This window comes from Kitasatospora sp. NPDC091335 (assembly GCF_044757205.1).
GTDB lineage: Bacteria > Actinomycetota > Actinomycetes > Streptomycetales > Streptomycetaceae > Kitasatospora.
The window spans coordinates 112,821-136,617 of the sequence record NZ_JBIVUM010000008.1 but is presented as its reverse complement, the minus strand read 5'-3'; the positions used below and the strand labels follow the sequence as shown (position 1 = coordinate 136,617).

Genomic DNA, 23,797 nt, shown 5'->3' with positions numbered 1-23,797 from the left:
CATGCTTCGTCGGACGGGTCAGGGGTTGATGCGGCCGAGGCGGCGGGTCATCTGTTCCACGGTGTCGGTGGGGGGCCAGGGGAAGTCGGGGAGGTCGGCGCGGAGGGTGACCTGGCCGTGGAGGGCCGTCCAGAGGGTCACGGCGTCGGCGAAGGGGTCGGTGCTGGACGAGCGGCCGGCGCGTACGCAGGCATCGAGGTTGTCGACGAGGGTCTGGAAGGCGTCGAGTCCCTGGCGGCCGGGAACGTCGGTGGCGGGGGCTTCGGGCTTGGGGCGGGCCCAGCCGAAGAGGACGCGGTAGCGGGCGGGTTCGCGGACGCCGAAGTCGACGTAGGCGGCGCAGCCTGCGAGCAGCGCCTCGACCGGGTCGTCGTGCGCTGCGACGGCGGCGGTGACCGCCTGGTGGAGTTGCGTGATCGCCTCAACGACGATCGCTTCGACGATGGCGTTCCGGTCGGGGAAGTGCGCGTAGATCGAGGGGGCGGCGATGCCGGCCTCGCGGGCCACGGAACGCAGGGTGACGGCCTGGTCGGAGCCGGTGCGCACGATGAGGGCGGTCGCCGCCCGGATGATCTCCTCGCGCAGTAGCAGGCCCTGCCCGCGCCGGTTGCGGGCCCGGGGCGAAGCGTCCTCCCCTTGGTCGGCGGGGAGGTCGGTAGCTGTGGGGGCCTTCTTCATGGCCGCAACTTTACAGGTGTTAGCCGATCGATGTAGCGTCCCGGCCAGAAAGCTCACACTCGTAAGATTACGACCGTAAGGACATTATGGGCATCGAAGGCACACCCCACCCGGAGTCGGGTCACCCGCGCCGCAGGCCCGCACTGGCGGCGCTCTGTCTGGCGCTGGTCGTCACCACCATCGACAACACTGTGCTCAACACGGCCCTGCCCGCACTCGCCGAGGCACTGTCGGCCTCCACCGCCGACCTTCAGTGGATCAACAACGCCTACACCCTGGTGTTCGCTGCGATGCTGATCACCGCGGGCAGTCTCGGCGCCCGGTTCGGGCACCGCCGCGCGCTGGTCGGCGGCCTGACGGTGCTGGCCGTGGCGTCGGCGTCGGCCGCGCTGTCCGGCTCGACCGGGCAACTCATCGCGTTCCGCGCGGTGATGGGACTGGGTGCGGCGTTCGTCATGCCGGCCACCCTCTCGATCATCGTGGCGCTGTTCGGCCCCCGGGAGCGCGGCAGGGCCATCGCCGTCTGGTCCGCGACCGCCGGTATCGGCATCGTGGCCGGCCCGGTCACGGGCGGGCTGCTGCTCGACCACTTCGCCTGGGGCAGCGTCTTCTGGATCAACGTGCCGCTGGTCGCCGTCGCGCTCACTGCCATCCTGCTGCTGGTCCCCGCCCTGCCGGGCCTCCGTACCGGTCGCCTCGACATCCCCGGTCTGCTGCTCTCGGCAACCGGCCTGGCCGCCCTGGTCGACGTGGTAGTCCAGGGCCCCGAACGCGGCTGGCTGACGGCCGCCACCGCGGTCGAGGCCGGCGCGGCGGCCGTGCTGCTCGCGGCGTTCGCCCGCTGGGAACTCCGTACCGCCCACCCGATGGTCGACGTGCGGCTGTTCGCCGACCGGACGTTCAGCGTCGCGAGCGGCATCCTCGGGATCACCTTTTTCGCCCTGTTCGGCGTGCTGTTCGGCTACACCCAGTACCTGCAACTCGTACACGGATTCAGCCCGTTCGCGGCTGGGCTCGGCGCTCTGCCGTTCGCGCTGGCGATGGCGGCCACCGCCGCGACCAGTGACCGCAGCACCGCCCGGTTCGGCCCCCGGAACACCATCGCCGCCGGACTCGCCGTCATGGCCGCCGGCCTGGGCGGCCTCTCCCTCGTCACCGTCGGCACGCCGTTCGCCGTGCTCGCACTCACCATGGGAGCGGTGGGCGCGGGAATGGGCCTCGTCATGGCGCCGGCCAGCACGGCAACCGTGGCCGCCGTGCCCCGCCAGAAGTCGCCCATGGCAAGCTCGGTGAACAGCGTGGTCCGCGAACTGGGCGGAGCCCTGGGCATCGCAGTGGTCGGCACCCTCGTCTCCGCCTCCTACCGCTCGCAACTGGCCACCATCCTGCCGGGCGCACCCTCCCCGGCCGCCGAAGACCTGACGTCCGCTCACCTGCTCGCCGCCGAGCTGCTCCCCGATCCGGCCGGCCGACTGGTCGCCGCCGCGGACGAGGCGTTCACCACCGCGATGAACCACGGAACGCAACTCTGCGCCCTGGTCGCCCTGCTCGGCGCCGTAGCGGCCCTCGTCTGGCTGCGCCAGCGACCGACCGCTGAGCAGCCGACCGCGAAACCTGAGAAGACGCCGGAAACGGGCAAGGTGTCGGTGTCATCCCACAACGCGTAGATACCTCTCCGACGCGGTCAGACCGCTGCACTACGTTCCCGCCTTGGCGGAATTCGTACACATCGCAGGCGCGCGGCTCGGACCGTGGGCGTGGAGGGGTGGTGATCAGGCTGCCTTGAGCGGGGTGCCCTCGAAAATCCACCGGTAGGGCCGCGCGGTCTCGTTGTGCCCGATCACGTACGCCTCCAGCTTCTCGATCAGGTCGTCGCGGCTGGCGAAGTCACCCTCCACGAACTTGCGAGGAGCAGCACCGGGCCGCGTATTCGGTCGTGATCAATGGGTTCGGCGTGAGGTCCTTGATCCAGATCATTGCGCCGCGGAGGTGGAAGGCCGGCGAGGTAGCTTTCCGGGCTCCTGTCATACCGGGTCGCGATGCCTCGCCAGGCCTTCAGCTTGTTGATCAGGCGCTCGACGGTGTTCCGCTCCTTGTAGAGCTCGGCGTCGTGGCTGACGGGCCGGCCGCCCCGGCTGCCCTTCTACTTCCGGTTGGCGACCCGGTCCTTCTTCTCCGGGATGACCGCCTTGATACGGCGTTTGCGCTGGTGGGAACGGTTGCCGCGGGACGAGTAGGCCTTGTCCCCGGCGACCGCGCCGGGTCGGGTGCGGGGACGGCCGACGGGTCCGCGAACCCGGACCTTCTCCAGCACGGGGATGAACTGCGGGCTGTCCGCGGCCTGGCCCTCGGTCAGGATGAACACCAGCGGGCGGCACTTCCGCTCACCGGCAACGTGGATCTTGCTGGTCTGCCCACCCCTGGAGCGTCCGAGCAGGGCTTCCTTCAGCCGGAGCCTGCGCTGGCGCCGGATGCGTCGCCGTTCTTCCCGTTTCGGGTCACCTGAGGCGATCGCTCACAACCTGACGGTCGTCCACGGCTTCTACGCGTTCCACCAGCCCTTCGGCCGGGGTCCGCTGGTCAACCCGGTACCCGAGAGTGCCGCCCGCCGGGCGGCCCTGGCCCACCCGTCGCCGCTGGAGGACCGGAAGCCGTTCCGCAGGGCCCGGTCGCGGCCGAAGGTGCATATGCGGCACCCTCGGTCGATACCTGACGATCAGTGGGACGAGCTCTTCGCGCAGATGCGCTGCGCGCGGGACAAGGCCCTGCTCGCCAACTACATCGCCTCCAGCCCGTGCCTCCGGGCTGCTGGGCGTCGGCCCCGGGGACGTCGAGTGGACCAAGGGCCGGCTCTGGGTGATCTCGAAGGGCACCCGGGTCCGGCAGCCCGTCCCGACGTCGCCCGAGGGGCTGGCCTACCTCGCGGCCTACCTGGAGGAGGACGGCCTGCCGTCAGCCGGGATGCCGGTCTGGCGGACCGGCGCGGCGAGGTGAGGCCGCTGTCCTACTGGGCGGCACGCCGATGGTGGGCCCGGTTGACCGTGGAGTCGACGGAGGCATCCTGTTGTTCCAGGCGTGTAAGGGACGTGTGCCAGCGCCGACCGGGCCCCGCAGGCGTCCTGCCGGCCGCGGCCCGGCTTCGGTAGCGAAGGCGCCGGCTGGCCGGCGCCGCGGACCGTGGTGGTGACGGGGTCACGACGGGCCGGGTGAGCGTGCGGGCCGCAGGTCCGGGGCCGGCGGCAGCGATGCGGGGGCTCCCGTCCCGGGTGTCGCGCGGAACGCCTCGATCACGTAGGCGGCGAAACGGCGGGAGGCTGCGAGCCGGGCAGCGGGAGGAACATCCTGGAGGCCCTGGTGGGCCATGAGCATGAGGATCAGGTCGTCGACGACGAAGCCGGGGCGGAGCCGGCCGGAGGCCTGGGCGCGGTGGGCCAGTTCGGTGACCGCCCGTACGGTCCGTCCGCGGTCGGCGGTGAAGTCGGAGGCTTCGGGGAAGGCCGTCATGAAGGCGTCGGCGAATCCGCGGCTGTGTGCGTGGAGTTCGCAGATCCGCTGGATCAGGTTCTGGAGGCCGTGCCAGGGGTCCGAGTCCGCGCGGGCGTCGCGGACGGCGGTGTGGCAGGCCCGGCGCTGCTCGGCGAAGGCTTCGGCTATCAGGGCCCGCTTGGTAGGGAAGTGACGGTACAGCGTGGCGGGGGCCACGCCTGCGTGCCGGGCGACTTCGCGGACGGGCGCGCCCAAGCCGTCCTCGCCGAACACCACGCGGGCGGCGTGCAGGATCCGGGCCCGGTTGTCGTGGGCGTCGCGGCGTGCGGACTGAGTCAATCGGCCGGTCATTCTCTCTCGTTTCAGTCGGGCGGACGGAGCTGTCCGTTACGGTCCGAACGCGGCGTCGCCGTCCCTCCACCGGCTCAGGGAGACATCATGAAGGCTGTCGTCATCAGGACGTTCGGTGATCCAGACGGGCTGGAGGTCACCGACCTGCCTGTGCCCCTTCCGTCACGGGGGCAGGTGCAGGTCGCCGTGGAGGCGATCGGGGTGGGCGGAGTGGATGCCGTCATCCGCCGCGGGACCCTCGCCTCCTACGGTTTCCGGGCGGGCCACCTCCCGGGCAGCGAGGTCGCCGGAACCGTCTCCGCGGTGGGAGAGGGCGTGGACGGCTCGTGGACCGGGCGGAAGGTGTGGGCGTTCACCGGCCTGTCCGGCGGGTACGCCGCATACGCCGTCGCCCCGGTCGACGCTGTGACGCCGTTGCCTCACGGCCTGAGCGGCGCGGAGGCGGTGACCCTCGGCGGCTCCGGCGTCGTCGCCCACTTCGCCCTGAAGCAGGCCCGTTTCGCGCCGGGCGACGAGGTCCTCGTCCGGGGGGCGGCGGGCAGCATCGGGATCACGTCCGTCCAACTCGCGGCCGGCGGCGGGGCGGGCGCGGTGGCGGTCACCACATCCTCAGCGGAGCGCGGCGCCCGCTTGAAGGACCTGGGCGCGACCCACGTCCTGGGCCGCGCGGGTGAGGGGGGACCTGGCACGCCGGAGGGCTTCGACGTCGTGATCGACGTCGTCGCCGGTGCGCAGCTCCCGGTCTTCGTGGACAGGCTGAACCCCAACGGGCGTTACGTGGCGGTCGGCGTGGTCGGCGGGCCGCCGCCGGCGGATTTCGGCATGCGGCTGATGGACGGCTTCCGCAGGTCGCTGTCGTTCGCCACCTTCAGCTCTGACACCGTGCCCGGGCCCGACCGGCAGGCCGTGCGGTCCTCCCAGTTCGCGGCTGCCGCGGGCGGGAGGCTGCGCACGGTCGTGCACGAGGTGCTGCCGCTGGAGGAGGCGGCGTCGGCCCATCGCGCGATGGACGCGGGAGAGGTGTTCGGGAGGGTCGTCCTGACGCCCTGAGCCCGGCGTCCGCCGCGTTGTGCGGATCAGCTGCGCGGGCTGATGCCCCGCACGGTCAGGGCGAGCAGCCGGTGCGCCTCGGCGGCCGGGTCCGGGTGGTGCTCCGTGGCGAGCGTGAGGCCGGTGACCAGCGCGATCAGGTCGGCCGTGGTCACCTCGGGCGCCACCGCACCGGACCGGGCGGCACGGTGCAGCAGCGGGTCCACGGCGCCGCCGAGGCGGGCCGCGCAGGCGTTCACGTGATCGGCGTCGTCCGCTCCGTCCTGGAGCAGCGCGCCGGCCATGCCGCGCGCGGAGGCCGCGTACGTGGTGAGTGCGCTCAGCCAGTCCAGCAGTGCGGACCGGGGGTCGTCGGCGCCGGCGAGTTCCGTGGCGAGGGCGCACAGGGCATCGATCCGGTTGCCGAACACCGCTTCCAGAAGGGCTCTTCGGGTGGGGAAGTGCCGGCGGACGGTGGCCGATCCGACTCCGGCGGTACGGGCGATCTGCTCCAGGGAGGCGTCGGCGCCGTGCGCGGCGACCTCGGCTTCCGCCACGGCGAGGATCAGGGCGTGGTTGCGCCGGGCGTCCGCGCGCTGGCCGGTCATGGGGCGTCTCCGTGCTTGCTAAGTGGCGGGGCCCTCCGTATCGTACCGGATATAAACGGCGGGCCCCGCCGTTTGCATCCGGGTACTCGGCGGAGGAGCTTCATGACCACAGAGTCCGTTCCCGTTCTGGTCGCCGGCGCCACCGGCCGGCAGGGCGGTGCCACCGCGCGCGCCCTGATCGCCGCGGGGATTCCCGTCCGGGGGCTGGTCCGCGACCCCGCCACCGACCGGGCGAAGGAGATCGAGGCGCTGGGCGTCGAGCTGGTCACCGGCGACCTCGACGACCTCGGCTCGGTGTGCCGGGCCGCCGAGGGGGCGCGCGCGGTGTTCTCCGTCCAGATGCCCGACATGGACGGCCGCGGCTTCGAGGGCGAGGTCGCGCAGGCCGTCAACCTGATCGAAGGAGCCCGGGCCGCGGGGGTCCCGCAGTTCGTCCACACCTCTGTCTCCGGTGCGGGGCAGCATGTCGGCTGGGTCAAGGACCGGTGGGCGTGGATGGAGCCGTACTACAGCGCCAAGGCCGGGATCCAGGACCGGGTCCGTGACGCGGGCTTCGCCCACTGGACCCTCGTCAAGCCGGGCTTCTTCATGGAGAACTTCCTCCCCTCCGCCCGGATCATGTTCCCCCGCGGCATCGAGGGCGGACTGGTCACCCTGCTCAAGCCCGCGACCCGGCTCTCCCTCGTCGCCGTCGCCGACATCGGCGCGGCCGCCGCCGCGGCCATCGCCGAGCCGGAACGGCTCGACGGGGTCGAACTCGAACTGGCCGGCGACTTCCTGTCCATGACGGACATCGCCGCGACCCTCTCCCGTGCCCTGGGCGTCGAACTGGCGGCACCCGACATGACCGGCGAGGAAGCAACCGCCGCCGGGATGCCCGACATGGGCTTCGCGCAGGCCGGCATCAACGAAGAACCACAGCCCGCCCGACCCGGCTTCGCGAAGGATCTGGGCCTGCCCCTCACGACCTTCGAGAAGTGGGCGCAGGACCGGCTCCGCGGCAACGGGCGACAGGAGACCTCTTCAGCGGACCTTCCGGCCACCGACGCCCTGCACGGAGGGACCTGACGGACCGATTCCGTCGGCGGCGGCCTCCCCGACGAGGCACCCAGCCGCCGGAGGTGGACGACCCGATCCGGTCCGTCGCAGTCCGACGGCACGCGTCGGCCGGGCCCGTCCCGTCGAGCGGGCGGACAGGGGGGCCGAAGGTCCGCCGCGAAATGCTCGCGGCGGACCTTCCACGAAGCCGGCCATCCCCAACTCCCACGCCATCCGATCCCCCGCCCGCCGCGACCTGCTCCGATTGCCCGCGCGACAGCGTAGACCGCCCCTTCGCGACCCGACCTGGCGATCGAACTTCTTATGACGGCAGGTACGAGTAGGCTTGGCCCATGCTGACAAGCCGGTCGGCCAGTTCATAAGGGGTGGAAGGCCCTGCGGGCTACCCCTCCGTGGGCGTGTGGTTCTCGGCTCGGATCATTCGGCGCAGGCTGAGCTTGTTGTTTAACCTCGGAGGTCACCCGACCTGCTGATCTGCGGTTCTTCCCGAGACAGCAGAGGCGGCCGCCCCTCATGCTTCGAGATGTCGAGTAACGAAGCTGAAGGGATCTGGCGCACCTTTCTGGGTAGATTCGACCATGAGCAAACCTTCCGCCTGCTCAAGTGCACCCTCGGCTGGGCGGCGCCGCACTTCCGCGCACCGGACACCGCCGACCTGTGGACCTGCCTGGTCATCGTCGCCCACACCCAGCTCCGCCTGGCCCGCCCGCTCGCCGCCGACCTGTGCCGCCCGTGGGAACGCCCGCTGCCAGCAGCGATGTTGGCCCTGGCCCGGGTCCGCCGAGGGTTCCGCCGGTGCCGTACCGGCTGAGAACCTCGTCGAGTCGGGACACTGGGTCGACCACGGAGCCGTCAGGACCGCTGGTGAGGTCGCAGTACGTGATCGCGTCCAGCAGTTCCGACGGCGGCCGGCGGAATTCCGCGAGCGCGTCCGACAGGCCCAGCTCCGCCGCCTCCCACTCCGACGAGGAGTGGTAGGCGACAAGCGAGCAGACCTCGGTGTCGACGCCGATCCCACGCAGGTACCGGGCTCCGTCGATCATGTGCTGGCCGGTGTCGACCGCGAGGGGCGCGTACCCGACGTCGAGCAGGCCGCTGCCGCACACGCCTTCGCGGACCTGGCCGTCGTGCGGCGAGACCGTGCGGATCGACCGGCTGGCGCCGACCCCACCAGCCCGGTTCCGGATCGGAGGTCCCCGGCCGGTGCTGCGGTACGGCCCACGTGGTGAACCGCCTGGCCGATGGCGCCTCCCCATGCCTGGTCTAGCGCGCCGACAACCTGGTGCGCTGGTGCGAGCGGGGGGCGGAGGCGTTTGCGGAGGCTCGCGGCCCGGGATGCCGGTGCTGCTCAGCGTGGGCTACGCGGCCTGCTGCCGGTGGCAATGGCTCAAGGCAGCCGGATCGACCTGGCGCTGGACCGCCGTGCGACGGCTGAACGGCAGCACCGCCGATGAGCCGGGCCAGGGCCCGTTGCCTGGTGCCGGATCCGGGCGTCGTCAGGTCGCCGTCGCCCGGGCGGGATGGACCAGCGCGTAGGTCGGTTCCGGGCATTCGCACAGCCAGGTACCCTTCCGGCAGGCGGGGTTGGGGGCGATGGCCCAGCCGAGGAGGTGGGTGCCGAAGTCGGCGGCGATGCGGGCGAGGCACTCGCCGATCTTGCCGGTGCCGATGACGCCGACGGTCATGCCGTGGATGTCGCGGCCGAGGAGGTCGTCGAGGCGGAAGTCGAACTTGCGGGAGCGGTTGGTGGCTCGGGTGTGCCGGCCGACGAAGGCCTCCTCCAGCAGCGGCCGTTCGTCAGCCTGCACCCCGAAGGCGACGAACAGCACCCGGTCGCGCTATCCAACCCCAGCTCGAACGCCGGGATTTCGTCCGCTCGCTCCAGAGCCCCGGAGTGAAAGCCCTGCCTGTGTTCCTCGTCGGAGGCCCGCATTTGTCTGACGACACGTCAGCGGAGTCGGAATGGAGTCAGCGTCGGTCCGGCCGCATGCTGGAACAGGCGGGTCCGGCTCCGTGAAGCGCAGGTCGTGCGAGGTGAGCGCCCTGCGGGTTGGGCAGAGGCTCGTAGGGGTCAAGGCGGAGGGTCGAGGCGGGGAGTGCGGCAGGGTCGGAGGCTCGCAGCCGCTGGGGCGGGGGTCAGCGGGTGCGGCCGCGGGGCTTGAGGGGGGTGCCGGGGAGTTCGGGGGCGGGGAGGCGGTCGCCGGGGTAGCCCTGGACGGCGCCGAAGCGGTCGGTGGCGGCCTGCCACTCGGCGCGGGCCCGGACGACGTCCTCGTGGGACCGCCCGATGAAGTTCCAGCGAGGACGGCTCCTGGGGCATCTGGCAGGGCACCCCGGAGGAGAGCGCCTACTCCGTACAGATCCTGACCGCCTCCGACGCCCCCCACCACGAGGCCCCTGCCCGCGCCGAGGCGTACCTGCGGCAGACCTACGGCTGCGCGGTCACGCACCCCCCGCTGTGGCACGACAAGACGCTCTACCTCCCCCGGGCCATGGTCGACGCGGAACACCTCGCCGCACTCGCCGTACTGACCACGAGCCGTCCTACCCAGGCCGCTGCCCCGCTTCCTGGTTCCGCCGCCGCAGGACCGTCCGGTCCCTACACCGACGCCCTCGGCACCGCGGGCTGAGGGGTCGGCCGGGTCACGTAGTGGCGGCGGATCGGCTGGCCGGGGCGCGCGTCCAGGGGTGGGCGAAGGCGTCCTCGGGCAGCGGCTGGCCGTTCATCGACTCGACGAGCGAGCCGTCCGCCCTCACCCACGGCATCGCGTCGGAGGCGATCGTGGCCCCGGGGTGCAGCACGGAGAGGTCGAGCAGAGGAGGGGGAGTCCGATCCGGCAGCCCTCATCGCTCCCTGCGGGGCTGTCGGTCCCGGTGCGGGGACGAGCCCGGCCCGCCCGGGTACGCAATGGCCGAAATCACGCTCTGGTGAAGGGGATTGCACTTTCCGTAGGCTCCGTGGTGTTTGTCATGGCGATGACGGCAGCCTAGGGAGCGGGTTCATGGGTGTCAGTGACGGCGTGGTGAAGGTCTACAGCGACCGCACCTACACGTCGACGACGGTGATCCGTCATCAGGGGACGACCGTGGCGTTCGCGATGGACGACCGGCGGCGCATCGTGTACTCGGTCCTGGCGCTCGGAGCCCAGGACCCCGCCCGGGGCGAGGCGGACGCCGCCTACTGGAGCGAGGACCCGCTGGAACTGTCCTTCCCCGACGAGCTCGTCCGCGTCGGGTACGCGGCGCTCGGCACCGTGGCGATGCCCCGGGTCAAGAAGGGCGGGCGCGTCGAGGCCGAGGCCGGGCAGGTCGTCGACCCGCAGGAGAGCGACCCGTTCCTGTCCAGCACGGCCCGGCTCACCGCCGCCCTTCCGTTCCAGGCGCTGTCGGACGGCACGCACGTGGTGGTGCTGCGCCAGTCGGTGCCCGCCGACCACCCGGACGCCGTGCGCGAGGCGGCCCCGGGCCGGGCGTCGGGAGGCGCGGCGGGGGCCCCGCTGGTGGATGCGGCGCTGCTGTGCGACCGCTTCCTGCTGGTGGACGGAGTGCTCAAGCCCGTCCGGGAGATCCGCTACCGGCGCAGCCGCAGCAAGGACCGGCCGGACTCGGCCAAGGACAGCCTCGGCAGCACCGACATGGAGGGCCGCCCGTTCCGCGAGCCGACCCAGGTGCTCGGCTTCGTCCGGAACCTGACCGAAGGCCGGTTCACCGCGCTGCTCGTGCCCACGAGCGTCGCGGGCGCGAGCCGCTGGCAGTTCTTCACCCACAACGCGGCCACCTCCCGGATCGACGCGCTGAGCGTGGAGCAGGGCCCCGACGGGCTGTTCGACACCCGGGGGAACCGGGCCTGGACCAGCCCCGACCCCGCCTACCGGAGCGCCGTGTACGAGCGGGAGCCCGGTACCTGCCCGTTCACGGGGGCGCCGCTGGTGCCGCTGGCATCGGGCGCCGGTGCCGGCGAGACGGCGCTGCGCCTGGCCGGGCCCGACGCGGCGGCGACCGTCCCCGGGGTGCCGCGCGGGCCGGAGTTCACCGTCGAACTGTGGCTGCGGCCCGAGCGGGCTTCGGCCACCACGCTGTACGCCGACGGCGTCGTGCTGGAACTCGCCGAGGGCGGCGTGCCCCGGCTCAGCGGCGCGGACAGCGTCGTCACCGCCACCCGGGCCCTGGCGGCGGGCGAGTACGCGCACCTCGCCGCCGTCTGCGGCAACGGCACGGCCACCCTCTACGTGGACGGACTGCCGTGCGGGAGCGGCCCGTTCACGCCCCGGGCGGGTACCGGCGACGCGGTGCTCGGCGGCGCCGGGCGCGGTGTGGCGTTCGACGCCGACGAGCTGCGGATCTGGGAGCGTGCACGGGCACAGGACGAGCTCCGGCAGGACCGGGTCCACCGGTTGGTGGGCGACGAGCCCGGGCTGGTCGCGTACTACCGCTTCGACGAGGCTTCGGGCGCCGTGGCGCACGACCAGACGGACCACGCGCGGCACGCGGCACTCACCGGTGCCGTGTCCTGGGTGACCTCGACGGCACCGGTCGGCGAGCACGCGGGCATCCGCCGCGACAGCTTCTCCTTCGCCGGCCGTACCGTCTTGTCCGCGCCGTCGGCGCTCCTCTACCACCAGCAGGAGACCCAGGCCGCCGGATACCGGGGCGAGCCCAAGCCCGCCAAGCACCAGGCCCGGGTGCTGCTGTCCTGCGCCACCGGTGACGCGGCGGCGCCGGAGGCTGAGCCGCGCCTGGCCGTGCTCGACCTGGCCGTCGGTGCCGACGGCCGGCTCGCGCAGGTCGCCGACGTGCTGACCCTCCCCGAGCTGGCCACCCGGGAGCACGAGGACCTGGACCGGCAGAGCGCGCTGGAGCAGCGGATCAAGGGCCTGCAGGCCGAGATCGCCGAGCTGCGGTCCCAGTCGGCCACTCTCACCGGCACCTGCGCCGGCATCCCCGCCCAGGAAGCCGTCGTGGCCACCGCGCGGCAGACGCTGACCGCCGCCGAGGCGCGGTGGGAGCTCCAGCGCGACAACCCGTCGGACTGGAGCACCGCCCAGCTTTCCTTCACCCGGCCCGACGGCAGCACCTGCTGGATCGTCCCCGACGGCAACCGGCTGTTCCACAAGAACCCCGTGATCGGCTGGAGCGACGCCCCGAGCACCAGCTACTGGCGGTTCGTCTACTCGGGCTGGCCGGACCGCAGCGGCCGTCCGCTGTACTACATCCGCAACGGCACCTACCAGATGAACGTCTACGGCGGCACCGGCGACGAGGGCAGCCACGTCCAGCTGTACGACGCGACGAGCAACGCCGCCCACAACGAGCTGTTCTCCGTGGTGCCCCAGCCGGGCGGCACCTACCAGCTCATCGCCTACCACAGCGGCAAGACGATCTGCCTGCGCGGAGGCCCCGGCACCCGGATGGCCCAGTACACCGGCTCCACCGTGCTGGCCGGCGGCGAGGCCCGCTGCCGGATCGTCCGCACCTCCACCTCCGGCGCGGACACCGCGCTGACGGCCGCGCGCGGCACCCACGAGGCCACCCGGGCACAGCTCGACACGCTGCTGTCCGCCCGGGAGCGGCTCAACACCGTCACCCTCCACCTCGCCGTGCGCGAGGCGGCCCTGACGACGGCCCAGGAGGAACTCGCCCGGTTCACCGACGGCCTGTCCGGCGCCGACGACCTGACCGTCCCGGCAGCGCACCTGGGCGTCGACGCCACCGGGCTCGGTGTGAGCGGCGGGCTGCTGTCCTTCGCCCGCACCGCCTCGCGGCCCTTCCTGATGGACAGCGCCACCGGCCAGGTCGCGCTGTACTTCCGCGGTCTCAACGACCAGTTCTTCGCCGCCTACTACGACACCCGGGTGGTGCGCGGCACCAAGACCCTCGGCAGCGGGGACGGCTCGCTGCTGTTCACCGCCCGGGACGCCGGCGTGGACCTGGCCCGGGCGGGCGTGACCGTGACCGCGGTCGAGGGGCGGCCGGGGCTGTGCGACCTCACCGTCGGCCTGCCCGGCGACCGTGAGGTCTGGCACGCGCTGCCCCGGCGCGCGGGCACGCTCGTCGCCGTGCTCTCGGGCGCGGCCGCCGCACCGCAGACCCTCGGCACCGCCGCCGAACCCGACCGGGCCGACAGGCCGGAACCCGTCGACGGCGCGGTGCTCCGTCTGGCGGCCCCGCTCGGCACGCCGATCGCCGCACCCGCGTACCTGTCGACCGGCGACGGCGTTCGGCTGCTCACCGAGTCGGCCCCGGCTGGGGTCACCGAGCTCCGGATCGACCGGCCCTGCCGCCCCGATCTCGGCTCGCCCGTGGACCTCGTCCCGTACGACCCCGCGCTGGCGCGGGCGGAGCGGCCCGGGGCGGACCTCTCCCGCGGCTCGCGGCTGGTGACCGTCGCGGCGGTCTCCGCCGACGCCAGGGTGCAGGACGGCACCGCCGTCGACGCCGTCCTCGGACAGGCCTGCCGCTGGCGCGGCTCCTCCCCGGGCCGGGCCTTCGCCTTCAACGGCACCGACCAGTACCTCGCCCTGCCCGCCACGGCCCTGCCCACCACCACGACCGCCTCGAACGTCACCGTCGAGGCGTGGGTCAACCCCTACCGGGCCACCCGCACGGCCCGGCTCGTGCACGCCGCCAACGATGCCGAGGCCCCCTACAGCCTGCTGCTCGCCGACGCCACGGCCCGCACCGCGGTGGTGTTCGACGGCGGCGACGACCAGGTGTCCGTGAACGGCCTCGCCCTGGCCGGGACGGCCGTGACCGTCGAGCTGTGGGCCAGGCGGGCCACGGCCGCGCACACCGCACGCGAGGTGCTGCTCTCCTACGGCGACGGCGACGGCGCGCTGTCGCTGTCCTACGAGCAGGCCGGGACGGTCTCGTTCGCCCTCGGGGACGAGGTCCTCACCACCGCCGCGTCGTACACCGACACCGACTGGCACCACTGGGCCGCCGTCCTCGACCCCGCCACCCGCACCCAGATCCTCTACCGGGACGGCGTCGAGGCCGCCCGCCGTTCCTCCGCTCGCACCGTCGCGCGCGACGGACGGCTCGTGCTCGGCGGCCTCGGCGCCGCCGCCTCCTTCCGCGGCGGGATCGACAGCCTGCGGGTGTGGAACCGGGCCCGGACGGCCGACGAGCTCCGCGACCTGATGCGGCAGAACGTCGCCGGGGTGCTGCCCGGGCTGCTGGGATCCTGGACCTGCGGCGACCAGCAGTACCTGGACGTCTCCGGGCACGGCCGCCACGGCGTCCTCGGCGGCACCCCGCAGGCGGGCGAATCCCACGCGAAGGGCTACCGCCTCGTGTCCGGCGTGGGCGACCGGGTGGTGCGCAGCCGGGAGGTCTTCCCGACCGGCGAATGGGCCCACGTGGCCTCGGCGTTCGAGCAGTCCTGGGCCGTGCGGCTGGACGGCTCGTCCTGGCTGGAGGGCGACGCGGACGACTCCCTCGACCTCACCGGCGACCTCACCCTGGAGGTCTTCGGCACGCTGGAGCGTCTCGGCACCACCCAGGGCCTGATCGGCCGCGGCCGCCTCGGCGGCGAGGAGCACGTCCCCTACCAGCTGTCCGTACGCCCGGACGGCCGGCTGGAGTTCGCCTTCGAGGAGGCCGGCCCGGTCGTCCGGCGGTTCGTCTCCACCGCCGCCGTGCCGGCCGGGCGCTTCGCCCGGATCGCCGTCGTCAAACGGGCCGGCCGCGAGACCACCGAGCAGCGGGGGACCCGGCAGATCGCCCTCACCGGCCCGGACGGAGCCGCCACCACCCAGACCGTGGACGTCGTCCAGGGCGTCGACGTCCGGGCCTGGGACGACATCACCTTCTACATCGACGGCGCCCCCGCCGGGACCTCCCGCTACACCGGCCCCGGCGCCGAGAGCGGCAGCGGCGTCCTGGAGATCGGGCGGATACGGGACGGCCTGCGCACCCACGGCGCCCGCGGCGTCCTCGGCGAGGTCCGGATCTGGAACAAGGCCCGCGACGCCGCCGCCATCGGCACCCCGGTCTCCCCGCGCGACAGCGGACTGGTGGCCCGGTTCACCTTCGAGGAGAACAGCGGCAGCACCACGACCGACACCACCCGCGCCCACAGCGCCCGGCTGCGCGGTGCCGCCTGGACGCGGGACACCGACCCGAGGGCCAGTGTCTTCCGCCTCTACCGCAACGGCCTCCCGCTGGCCGCCGAGCCGCTCGCCGCGACCGACCCGGACAGCCCGACGTCCTACGGGGAACGGCAGTTCACCCTCGGCGCGCGTCTGGCCGCCGGCACTGTCACCGAGGGCCTCGACGGCACCCTCGAAGAGGTCCGTGTCTGGCGCACCGCCCGCACCGCGGAGCAGATCAGCGACAACCTCTTCACCCGTCTCAAGGGCGACAAGGAGGACCTGATCGGCTACTGGCCCTTCGACCGGGACTCCACCTCCGGCGCCGCCGACGAGGTCCGCGACATGGGCCTGCGCGGCAACCACCTGCGGCCCGGCCCCGGCGCCGCCCCGGCCGTGGTCCTCTCCACGGCGCCGGTCTCCACCGACACCGCGGCCGTGCGATCCGCACTCTCCGGCGTGCGCACCCCCTTCCACGAGACCATCGCCGCCGCCCCGGCCGCCGGCGAGTACGCCGACATGCAGTTCGCGGCCGACGGCACCGCCGCCGGCGTCATGAAGCGCGCCTACGCCTACCTCACCGAGGAGGGCCGCTGGCGCCTGGTCACCGGCTACAAGGTCGGCGACCTGGTCAGCGAGTGGGTCAGCCAGGTCCAGTACGACCCCCAGCTCGTCGGCTACGTCGAAGGCGCCCCGCCGGTGCCCTCCGAGAACCTCACCGGCCAGGGCAACGACTACCGGGGTGCCTCCAGCGTCGAGTTCACCACCGCCGACGCCGTCACCGAGTCGCTGTCCTCCTCGCGCGACCGCAGCGTGGACACCGCCTTCCACTTCGCGTTCAAGAACACCTACGACGCCAGCACCCTGCTCATCACCGCCCCGCTCGGCATCGGTACCGCCAAGCCGGCGGTCGAGGGCGGCGCCGTCTTCTCCCTGGACAACACCCTGGAGTTCACCAACACCTGGACGGACGCGACCACCCTCGCCCAGGCCACCGACACCGCGCGCGCCACCAGCGTCGCCCTCACCGGACACTGGGAGGACCCGGCCCACCTGCTCAACCCCGCGCTGGGCCGCCGCTACCAGCCAGCCAACACCGGCTTCGCCCTCGTGCAGTCGCTGACCGCCGACGTCTTCGCGCTGCGGCTGGCGCACACGGGCACGCTGGTCGCGTACCGGATGACGCCCAATCCCGACATCCCCAGGGACTGGAACATCGTCACCTTCCCGATCAACCCCCAGTACACCAAGCAGGGCACACTCGACGGCGGGGTCGGATTCGACGAACGCGGAAAGGTCCTCGACCCGGCCTACCCGAACGCCCGCCAGTACGGCGAGTGCAGCTACTACAAGCCCCGCGAGGCGTACGCCCTCAAGCGCGCGATCCAGCGCCGCCAGCAGCAGCTGCGCAGCTACTACGAGAGCGTCTCCACCGCCACCGGCACCCCCGACCCCGTCCAGCAGCGGGCTGCCAGGATCGCCGAGACCTTCGTCGGCCCGATCGGCGACAACCGGGGCGGGACCGCCGGAAAGGCCGCCGCCGACGGCGGAGTCGTGTGCGACCTCGCCAACACCTACGTGTGGACCGCCGACGGCGGCTTCTTCGCCGAGACCACCACCACCACGGACTCCGTCTCCGAGACCACCGCCGGCTCCTACACCGTCAAGGACATGGCCACCGTCGGCGCCGAGTTCGGCTTCAAGGTCTTCGGCATCGGCATCGGCGCCCAGCTCGACGCGAGCCTCGGCGGCAGCCACAGCGTCACCCGCACCCGCTCCCGCGACGCCTCCCGCTCCTACGCCCTCGACGTCACCTGCAGCCCCTCCGGCGACCTCCAGGCGTACAGCGCCGACGGGCAGGCCCGGTTCGCACCCGACGGCAGCTCCCGCCGGGTGCCCGGAAAGGTCGACGCCTACCGGTTCATGAGCTTCTACCTCCACGAGTCCGGCGACAACTTCGACGACTTCTTCCACAAGGTCGTCGACCCAATCTGGCTCGCCACCTCGTCCGCCCCCAACGCCGCGGCGCTGCGCCAGACCCGGCAGTCCGACCGCAAACCGCCGTGCTGGCGCGTCCTGCACCGGGTCACCTTCGTCTCCCGCATCCTGCCGCCGGTGCCCGCCGCCGACGCGCCCCCGCTGGAGCAGGACCTGATCCGCGCCGACATCGCGTCCAACTACGAACTCGTCCGCCGCCTGGACCCGTACGTGCGCCACGCCAGCGGCTCCACCACCGCCCTCGCCGAGGCCGTCCGCGCGGCCCTCGCCACGCACCTGCCGCAGATCCTGCCCCACGAGGAGGCCGTCCGCCGGTTCCTCGCGGACTACTACGGCGTCGTCGAGTAACCCGCCGCTCCCCGGGGCCCGCTGCCGGGACCCGGCGGTGGAGATCGTGACCAGCCGGCTGTGCCGCAAATCGCTGGTCGTCCGTAGCTGTTCGCCGCTGATCTCACAGGTCAGCGGCGAACATGCTGTTCTGTCACACGAGGCACGCGGGGGGAGGGAGGCGCGTCGATTCGATTAGGACGATCACGCCGCTCTGCCGCACCTGCGGTCTGATCGAATGTCAGATTCGTGCCGAGAAGTCGGGCCTGCCTGGCGGAGCGACGCCCGCACCCCGCAAGGAGGAGGCGGCGACGGTTGGTCACCGGCGCTGTACCTTCAGCAACCGCACACACCACGCACCCAACTGCCGCCCGCCCGCGCCCTGGCACCCGCACCGCCGGTGCACCCTGCCCCGCTGCGTACGCTGTCCCATGAGCTTCCCTGAGCGTGTCCTCGCCATCCGCTTCTGAGCTGCGGCAGTCGGCAGCAGGGACCTGCTGAAGGGCCGACAGATTGCTGTTACTCGCGGTGACGAAGGTGGCTCCGGGGACTTGGGGACCAGGTTGGGTGAGCGCCCATGAGCGCCCGTGGGCGCTTTCGGACATCTATATACGAACTTGAACCTGACTGAGCATCGACCGGGTTCGGGATCCGTCAGCTCCCGCCGTCCATAGTGAGTCTCAACTCTCTCCTGTTTCAGTGAAGTTGGGAAAAAGCCGAGGCCTCAAGGCCTCGGCTGTCGACAATAAGTGAACCCCTTGACTGGGGGGTCAAGGGGTCGCAGGTTCGAATCCTGTCGTCCCGACGTGAGTCGGAAAGGCCGTTGGTCGGGAGAAATCCCAGGTCAGCGGCCTTTCGCGTGACGCCCCGTCAGGGAAACGAGCCACCTGCGAACACCCCTAAACGATCTTGCTGGGGACCAGCTGGGGACCAGCGCCCTCCGGGTGGTCCCCGAGGAGCTGCTCCCGGGGACCACTCGGCCGAAGGCCCACCTGTCCCCTCCCGGCCACAATAGCGCCGGAACTAGCGGCCGGAACACCCGTTCCGTGAATTGCGGTGCTTCTGCCGCACCGCCCGCGTGGTGAATTCCCTGGTGGGCCCGGGAATCGGCATCCGGCCGGGGCGTGAGCGAAGTCCGACTCCGCCCCGCGGGGACCTCAACTTCCCCGGGGCCGCAGGCCCAAATCACCGTCGAACCGTGAATCCGATCCCATCAGCGCTGCCGCGCGCCGTTGTTGACTGTCCACAAGTGCGCTCCAGATCGCTGAGCCCTCGCGGCGGTGGCCGGATGGTCCGGCAGCGCTGTCGTAGGGCGGGCCTAGGCTTCGCCCATGAGTACGGTGCATGCCAGGGTGTGGCGCTTCACGGTCGAGAAGGGGTCCGCCGGCGCGGAAGCGGTCCAAGCGGTCGAGGTGGGCCAAGGGCCCCTCCCGGTGTCGCTGGCCGAACTGGTCAGCATCAACGCCCTGGCCTGCGACCTACGTAGGACGGTTGACCGCAGCGTGCGCGACCACGAAATCAACCTCCTGCTCAGCTACCTGACCGGGGACGCGGGGCCGGGGCCGCTCGGGGTCAAGTGCGCCGCGCTGGATTCCAGCTCCGGCCACATCCGCCGTTTCGTCAGCGAGTGCACCGGGCTCGGGGTCATGACGGCCGCTGGCGAGACCCTGTTCGACTGGAAGTCCGGCGTGGACGGTCTCAGCAGCTTCGATGTCCTGCCCGACAAGCTCGTGGGCACCTATGCCACCACGGGAGTGCGCCCGGACCTGCTCTTCGACCTCGCCGGAGGCCCGCTCGCTGGAGAGGCTCGAGGCCGGCGCCGCGACGCCAAGCAGATGCTCCCGGCCGTCAAGGGGACCGCGGACCAGAAGGAGCGACTGCAGAGGCTCGCGACCTGGTCGGTCGACCACGGCGACCACCCCTACTTCATGAGCTGGGTCTGGCTCGGCACGGGCGGCGTCTACGTAGACATCTTCCTGCCCGAGGACTCCCCGGCCACGGCCGGGCTGAAGACCGGATGGATCGAGAAGTCCGGCAACCCGCAGCCCTGGCGCTTCCCTGTTCCCCGGACCGACCTTCGGCGCACGGTGCGGGAGGACCCGGAGGACGGGCCCGTTTTTCACGTGCTGGACGAGGATCCCGACGGTACGGACGGGGCGAGCAGCGGCGGTGCCACGAACGCGGTCGACCGGGCCCGGCCTCTGGTCGAGGCGGCGATGGACAGGGCCTTCGGTCGCGAGGAGAGTCAGCTGGGCGACTTGCGTGGCGTGCCCGTCCGCGGCACCTGGATCAAGGCCGACGCCGTCGGTCCGGCGCGGCACGAGGTCCTGGTCGGTGTGCTCGGCGAGCACGTCCCCGTGGACCTCCGCGCTCACCGCCGCTGCCTGGCCGCTGAACCACGGAGCCGGCTCGACCTGTTCCTCGACGGCCGCCTGCTGACCCTCGTGAATCCGGTGGGTGAACCTCGGCCGAGCTGGGAGCAGATCGCTGAGGAAGTCGTCGGAGCCTAGATAGCCACTGTGGGCTGCACACAGCAGAGGGGAAGAACACGATGCCGGACTCGTCGCCCAACAGCGCCCAGCAGCAAGAGGCGACCTCCCCCCCCCGGGGAGGTGCAGGGCCTGCGACCAGTCACCTTCAATCCCTCGTTGGCGACTTCCCCGAGCGTCGCAGGCTGGCCCTACTGTGGGCGTGGGCACTCAACCCGTCCGGGCTCGAGCGTGCGCTGGCGCGGATCCGCCCAGGTGATGTCTGCACGAAGCGGCAGACGGCACCTGAGGCTCCATCGGAAGCAGTGCTCGGCGACGATGGACGGTTCCACGTCCGTGGCTCGCGGATGCTCTGTTCGATTCCTGAGCGCGGGATGCCGGAGTGGGTGGCACCTCGTGAGGGCTGGGAGCGGCCCCGGCCAGAACCATCAGCAAGCTGGCGGCACGAGGCGCAACTGCGGTGGTGGGTCGACGAGGCGGGACGGGCGCTCCGGACAGCCAGTCAGGCGATCACCGATCCGAACGTCCGGGAGCTGACGGCGGTATGGCATGTCACGGCGCCGGACGGCGCCGGCGTGGATCCGGGATCGGTTCCCCTGTCCCAACGCTGCCCTATCGCACCGGCCTACCTGTGGCCGCCGACCAGGTCGACCAGCCCGATTGGGATACTGCGGAGCCGACTGGCTTCTAGGTTCGGCCCCCGCTGTTCCCTTTGCGGCGTTCTGCCCGGGTCTGTGGTTGACCATGATCATTTCGACGGCCTGGTGCGAGGTCTGCTCTGCGGGGTGTGCAACACCGGCCTGGAATCCTGCCTTCATGTGGACCAATGCCCGCGTGCCCTGTACCTCAACGATCCCCCGGCCGCTGCTCTCCGGCTGACCTACCCGAGCGCACGCAAGACCGTCAAGGAGTTGCGGCACACCGAGCGCAGGGTCGCCGCGCTTGGGTTCGATCCGTTCGAGCTCCTCCGTTCGTAGACATGACGAGGAGGTGCCCGCGTGCCGGGCTGGGTGGCGCTGACCGTAACCGCTGCCGGCGAGGGCGCCTGCAGCTCGAAATGCCGTCCGGTTCGCGCGCGGCTGGCGACAGGTTGTGGTAGGCGGTCGAACCGTGTGACCGCACGGCCAGTTCGCTGGACGCCCTTGGCAGTTGATGCGGCACTCTGTGCATCGCTTGCGCCCGGTGAGGCGAGGCGCCGGCTGGCGCAAAAAGTAGTTCCATCGCATGAATGAGTCCGAGCGGGTGATTGATCCGCCGTGTTTTAGTCCGATTTGTCGGACCGTGCTGCTGCACTCGGAACATGACAAGAACACGAGATGCCCGCCCGGGAGATCCACCTTCTTCGGGTGCGGACGAAGCGGATGCGCTGGTTGAGCGACTGCTTGACCGTGAGGAGCGTCGACTGCTCTCTGCGGCGGCGCAGCGGGAGGCCGGCGACAACTGGTTGGGCTTGGTCGCGGACGCGGGGTTTGTCCGGCGATGCACGGTGTTGGCGCGTGCAGCTCCGTTGCACCGGATCGACCAGCGGCAGGCGTGGCAGCAGTTCCCTGACGACTTGTATGACCCGCGCGCACTGGCGCTGGCAGCTCTGGAGGCCGTCGTCAGTCGGCAGGGCATGGAGCTGGAGGCTACGACCGAGGAAGTGGTCGAGTACCTGGCCTCGCTTGCACAGGCCGCCGCGCCGGAGAGCAGCGCCGAGGAGCACGTTGCCGTTGCACGGTTTGTCGTGCGCGAACTGCTCAACGACCACGGTGGTGGGGCAGAGTTCTCGATCCCCTACAGCGACTACCGCCAGGGACACAGCCGCGGGGAGCTGTCCTTCAGGTTCCTTGAGGAGGCGTTCGGCCGGCACGGGCAGGCGGTGCTGAAGGCCAGCGCATCGGCGGTGAACCTGCTTCTGGTTGGCCTGGACCACGATCTGGAGGATCAGCAGGCCGCCAACGACGCGATGCTCCGGCGGCAGGTGTCAACAGGGCGCTGGGGCCGGGCCGAGGAGAGCGCGGCGCAGAGCCTGAAGCTCTCACTGCTGTACGCCGAACAGGTCCGGTCACTGCTGGCCGAGACGGAGCGCGATGTGCGATCGGTGGACTGGGACGTCCGTGTCCCAGCGCTCCTCGGCTCCTCGCGGGCGCACCTGATGGAGCGGCAGGCCGTCGAATGCGACCTGATGGAGTGGATGCGCCAGGCCCGCAACGACGTCGACGACGCCGAGGTGCGCCGGACCTGCGTGAGGATCCTGCACCTCCTGGAACGGGCCCACTTACGGCACACCCAGCTGCTGGAGCGGGTGATCGGGGCCCGGCCCGCGTTCCTGAGAGCCCAGTCGGACCAGTGCTTCAAACCCGTGCCCCGACTCTCGGTGATCGGCCTCCAGGAGGACCTGCTCGATCCGCTGCTTGAGCTCGGGGCGGAGCAGGCAGAGCAGGTGGCGGCCCTGTTCGCCGACGCCTGCGGCGGCCCGATCGTCATGCGCAAGCCGCGGCTGCGCGACTTCTGGGAGCTGCTGCTGGCACCGGTGCGTGAAACTCGCGAGTCGTTCCCGGACGACCCTGTGGACCTGATCATCGACGAGGACGAGGACAGCCTGGGGTACGCGGACCAGGACTTCGCCGCGGCTCGCCGCCTGTTGGAGCAGGCACTGCAGGGCCCGGTGCGCCTGTCGGTGCTCCTCGCACAGGCGGAGAAGACCGGTCCGGCCGTCGCCGACATTCTGGCGCTGTGCGTTCTGCGTGCCTTCGCCCCCGACGCCGAAGAGGACGAGGTCTGCTCCACAGACCTGGCGGACCTCCTGGAGGAGCGCCTGGTGGTCCTGGCCGACGGCTCCACCTTCGATCTCGGGTTCATGACCGGCACCGACCTGTTGCTGGTGCCAGCCGCGCCGCTGATTCCCGACCCCGTGAACCCGGACTGCACGCCCACCGCCGAGGAGGCCACCACATGACCGCACCGACCACCGCCGCCCCCGACCTCACAGACGCGTCAGCGCTGGTGGGATTCGGGCTCCAGCCACGCCTTCGACCTCTCCAGTACCCGCGCTACCGAGACCTCGTTCAGCGCTGCCGGCTCGACCGCACCTTCAGAACGGCAGTCGAAGCCTTCGCCGACGGCCTGGAGATGGACCTGATCGAAGTCCACCCAGTGGAAGGCCTGGTGCTCCACCCCAGGCACGGCTCGCTCTTCACCTTCCGGCTCATGGACCACCCGACCCTCAAGAGCGACCAGCGCCTCGTCCTCGGCCTGGCCCACGTGGGCATCGCCGCGCGCGTCTACCCCTTCCCGGCCGATCTGGAGGAGGACACCGTCAAGCGAGTCTCAATCGACGAGGTGGACGGGTTTCTGCGACACCTCGTCAAACGGCTCCAGGACGCAACCCGGGACAGCGACGGCCTGGCCCTACCGCACGCGGGCCTCGACGCCGCCTGGCGCTGCTACGCCAAGCTCACGCCTGGCCGGCCCACCCCCACCGGCCGCCTCAGCCAGGCGAGCAGCCAGAGATGGATCAGAGACGCCCTCGACTGGCTGGTCGACCAGGGCATGGCCTACAACGCCGAGAAGGACCTGGGCGCCGGCCACTTCCGGCTCGCTCACCGCTTTCGCCTGCAGGTCCGTGAAGCAGCGGCCGGAGCCGCCTTCGCCCTTCTGAGCGACATCCGTCGCGCCCAACTCGTAGAGAAGGACTGAC

14 protein-coding genes and 4 pseudogenes are annotated in these 23,797 nt (G+C 71.7%); 10 read left to right on the top strand and 8 right to left on the bottom strand.

Annotation, left to right across the window (positions count from 1 at the left end):
• Positions 1–18 precede the first annotated feature (18 nt).
• Complete coding sequence (locus ACIQOW_RS18975; RefSeq protein ID WP_401086220.1) at positions 19–678, bottom strand: TetR/AcrR family transcriptional regulator; 660 nt, start codon at positions 676–678, stop codon at positions 19–21.
• 86 nt (positions 679–764) lie between these two features.
• Here ACIQOW_RS18975 and ACIQOW_RS18970 point away from each other — a divergent pair, with 86 nt between their 5' ends.
• On the top strand, positions 765–2,345 hold the full coding sequence (locus ACIQOW_RS18970) for an MFS transporter (RefSeq protein WP_401086217.1): 1,581 nt from the start codon (positions 765–767) through the stop codon (positions 2,343–2,345).
• Positions 2,346–2,450: 105 nt separating this feature from the next.
• On the opposite strand, the gene ACIQOW_RS18965 is transcribed toward ACIQOW_RS18970, so the two are convergent.
• Together ACIQOW_RS18965 and ACIQOW_RS18960 are read right to left on the bottom strand one after the other, a co-directional pair.
• Positions 2,451–2,576, bottom strand: coding sequence for a hypothetical protein (locus ACIQOW_RS18965; RefSeq protein WP_401086215.1), 126 nt, complete (start codon positions 2,574–2,576; stop codon positions 2,451–2,453).
• Positions 2,566–3,163, bottom strand: a pseudogene (locus ACIQOW_RS18960) (IS5 family transposase); the annotation flags it as partial. The gene ACIQOW_RS18965 and the pseudogene ACIQOW_RS18960, both read right to left, overlap by 11 nt.
• A 371-nt stretch (positions 3,164–3,534) precedes the next feature.
• On the opposite strand from ACIQOW_RS18960, the gene ACIQOW_RS18955 reads away from it, so the two are divergent.
• A complete protein-coding gene (locus tag ACIQOW_RS18955) occupies positions 3,535–3,672 on the top strand; it encodes a hypothetical protein (RefSeq protein ID WP_401086212.1) in 138 nt (45 codons plus the stop codon).
• 198 nt (positions 3,673–3,870) lie between these two features.
• Here the strand turns inward: ACIQOW_RS18955 and ACIQOW_RS18950 are convergent, their stop codons facing one another.
• Entirely contained in the window at positions 3,871–4,515 is a 645-nt protein-coding gene (locus tag ACIQOW_RS18950; RefSeq protein ID WP_401086210.1) for a TetR/AcrR family transcriptional regulator, read from the bottom strand.
• 87 nt (positions 4,516–4,602) lie between these two features.
• Here ACIQOW_RS18950 and ACIQOW_RS18945 point away from each other — a divergent pair, with 87 nt between their 5' ends.
• Positions 4,603–5,565: a zinc-binding dehydrogenase gene (locus tag ACIQOW_RS18945; RefSeq protein WP_401086207.1), complete on the top strand. Its 963-nt coding sequence runs from the start codon at positions 4,603–4,605 to the stop codon at positions 5,563–5,565.
• Between the two features lie 26 nt (positions 5,566–5,591).
• Here ACIQOW_RS18945 and ACIQOW_RS18940 read toward each other — a convergent pair whose 3' ends face one another.
• Positions 5,592–6,152 (bottom strand): TetR/AcrR family transcriptional regulator, encoded by a 561-nt coding sequence (locus ACIQOW_RS18940; protein WP_401086205.1) that lies wholly within the window; start codon positions 6,150–6,152, stop codon positions 5,592–5,594.
• Positions 6,153–6,254: 102 nt separating this feature from the next.
• Between ACIQOW_RS18940 and ACIQOW_RS18935 the strand changes: the two genes are divergently transcribed.
• On the top strand, positions 6,255–7,220 hold the full coding sequence (locus ACIQOW_RS18935; protein ID WP_401086203.1) for an NmrA family NAD(P)-binding protein: 966 nt from the start codon (positions 6,255–6,257) through the stop codon (positions 7,218–7,220).
• Between the two features lie 541 nt (positions 7,221–7,761).
• Positions 7,762–8,013 (top strand): annotated as a pseudogene (locus tag ACIQOW_RS18930) (transposase); the annotation flags it as partial.
• A 769-nt stretch (positions 8,014–8,782) separates the two neighbouring features.
• Here the strand turns inward: ACIQOW_RS18930 and ACIQOW_RS18925 are convergent.
• The 3 genes and pseudogenes from ACIQOW_RS18925 to ACIQOW_RS18915 form a co-directional block, all read right to left on the bottom strand.
• Positions 8,783–9,040 (bottom strand): annotated as a pseudogene (locus tag ACIQOW_RS18925) (NAD(P)-dependent oxidoreductase); the annotation flags it as partial.
• A 307-nt stretch (positions 9,041–9,347) separates the two neighbouring features.
• A pseudogene (locus ACIQOW_RS18920) lies at positions 9,348–9,509 on the bottom strand (pirin family protein); the annotation flags it as partial.
• A gap of 345 nt (positions 9,510–9,854) precedes the next feature.
• The gene (locus ACIQOW_RS18915; RefSeq protein ID WP_401086200.1) at positions 9,855–10,013 is read right to left on the bottom strand and encodes a hypothetical protein; all 159 of its coding nucleotides are present in this window, start codon (positions 10,011–10,013) and stop codon (positions 9,855–9,857) included.
• A 200-nt stretch (positions 10,014–10,213) separates the two neighbouring features.
• On the opposite strand from ACIQOW_RS18915, the gene ACIQOW_RS18910 reads away from it, so the two are divergent.
• The 5 genes from ACIQOW_RS18910 to ACIQOW_RS18890 all read left to right on the top strand — a co-directional run bounded on the left by ACIQOW_RS18910 (position 10,214) and on the right by ACIQOW_RS18890 (position 23,796).
• Positions 10,214–17,647 carry a LamG-like jellyroll fold domain-containing protein gene (locus ACIQOW_RS18910; protein WP_401086197.1) on the top strand — a complete coding sequence of 2,478 codons (7,434 nt, stop codon included), beginning with the start codon at positions 10,214–10,216 and terminating at the stop codon, positions 17,645–17,647.
• Positions 17,648–18,957: 1,310 nt separating this feature from the next.
• Positions 18,958–20,136 (top strand): hypothetical protein, encoded by a 1,179-nt coding sequence (locus ACIQOW_RS18905; RefSeq protein ID WP_401086194.1) that lies wholly within the window; start codon positions 18,958–18,960, stop codon positions 20,134–20,136.
• A gap of 41 nt (positions 20,137–20,177) precedes the next feature.
• On the top strand, positions 20,178–21,092 hold the full coding sequence (locus tag ACIQOW_RS18900) for an endonuclease domain-containing protein (RefSeq protein WP_401086192.1): 915 nt from the start codon (positions 20,178–20,180) through the stop codon (positions 21,090–21,092).
• 323 nt (positions 21,093–21,415) lie between these two features.
• Positions 21,416–23,056, top strand: a complete 1,641-nt coding sequence (locus ACIQOW_RS18895; RefSeq protein WP_401086189.1) for a hypothetical protein — start codon at positions 21,416–21,418, stop codon at positions 23,054–23,056.
• A complete protein-coding gene (locus ACIQOW_RS18890) occupies positions 23,053–23,796 on the top strand; it encodes a hypothetical protein (RefSeq protein ID WP_401086186.1) in 744 nt (247 codons plus the stop codon). Before ACIQOW_RS18895 ends, ACIQOW_RS18890 begins: the two co-directional genes overlap by 4 nt.
• Position 23,797 lies beyond the last annotated feature (1 nt).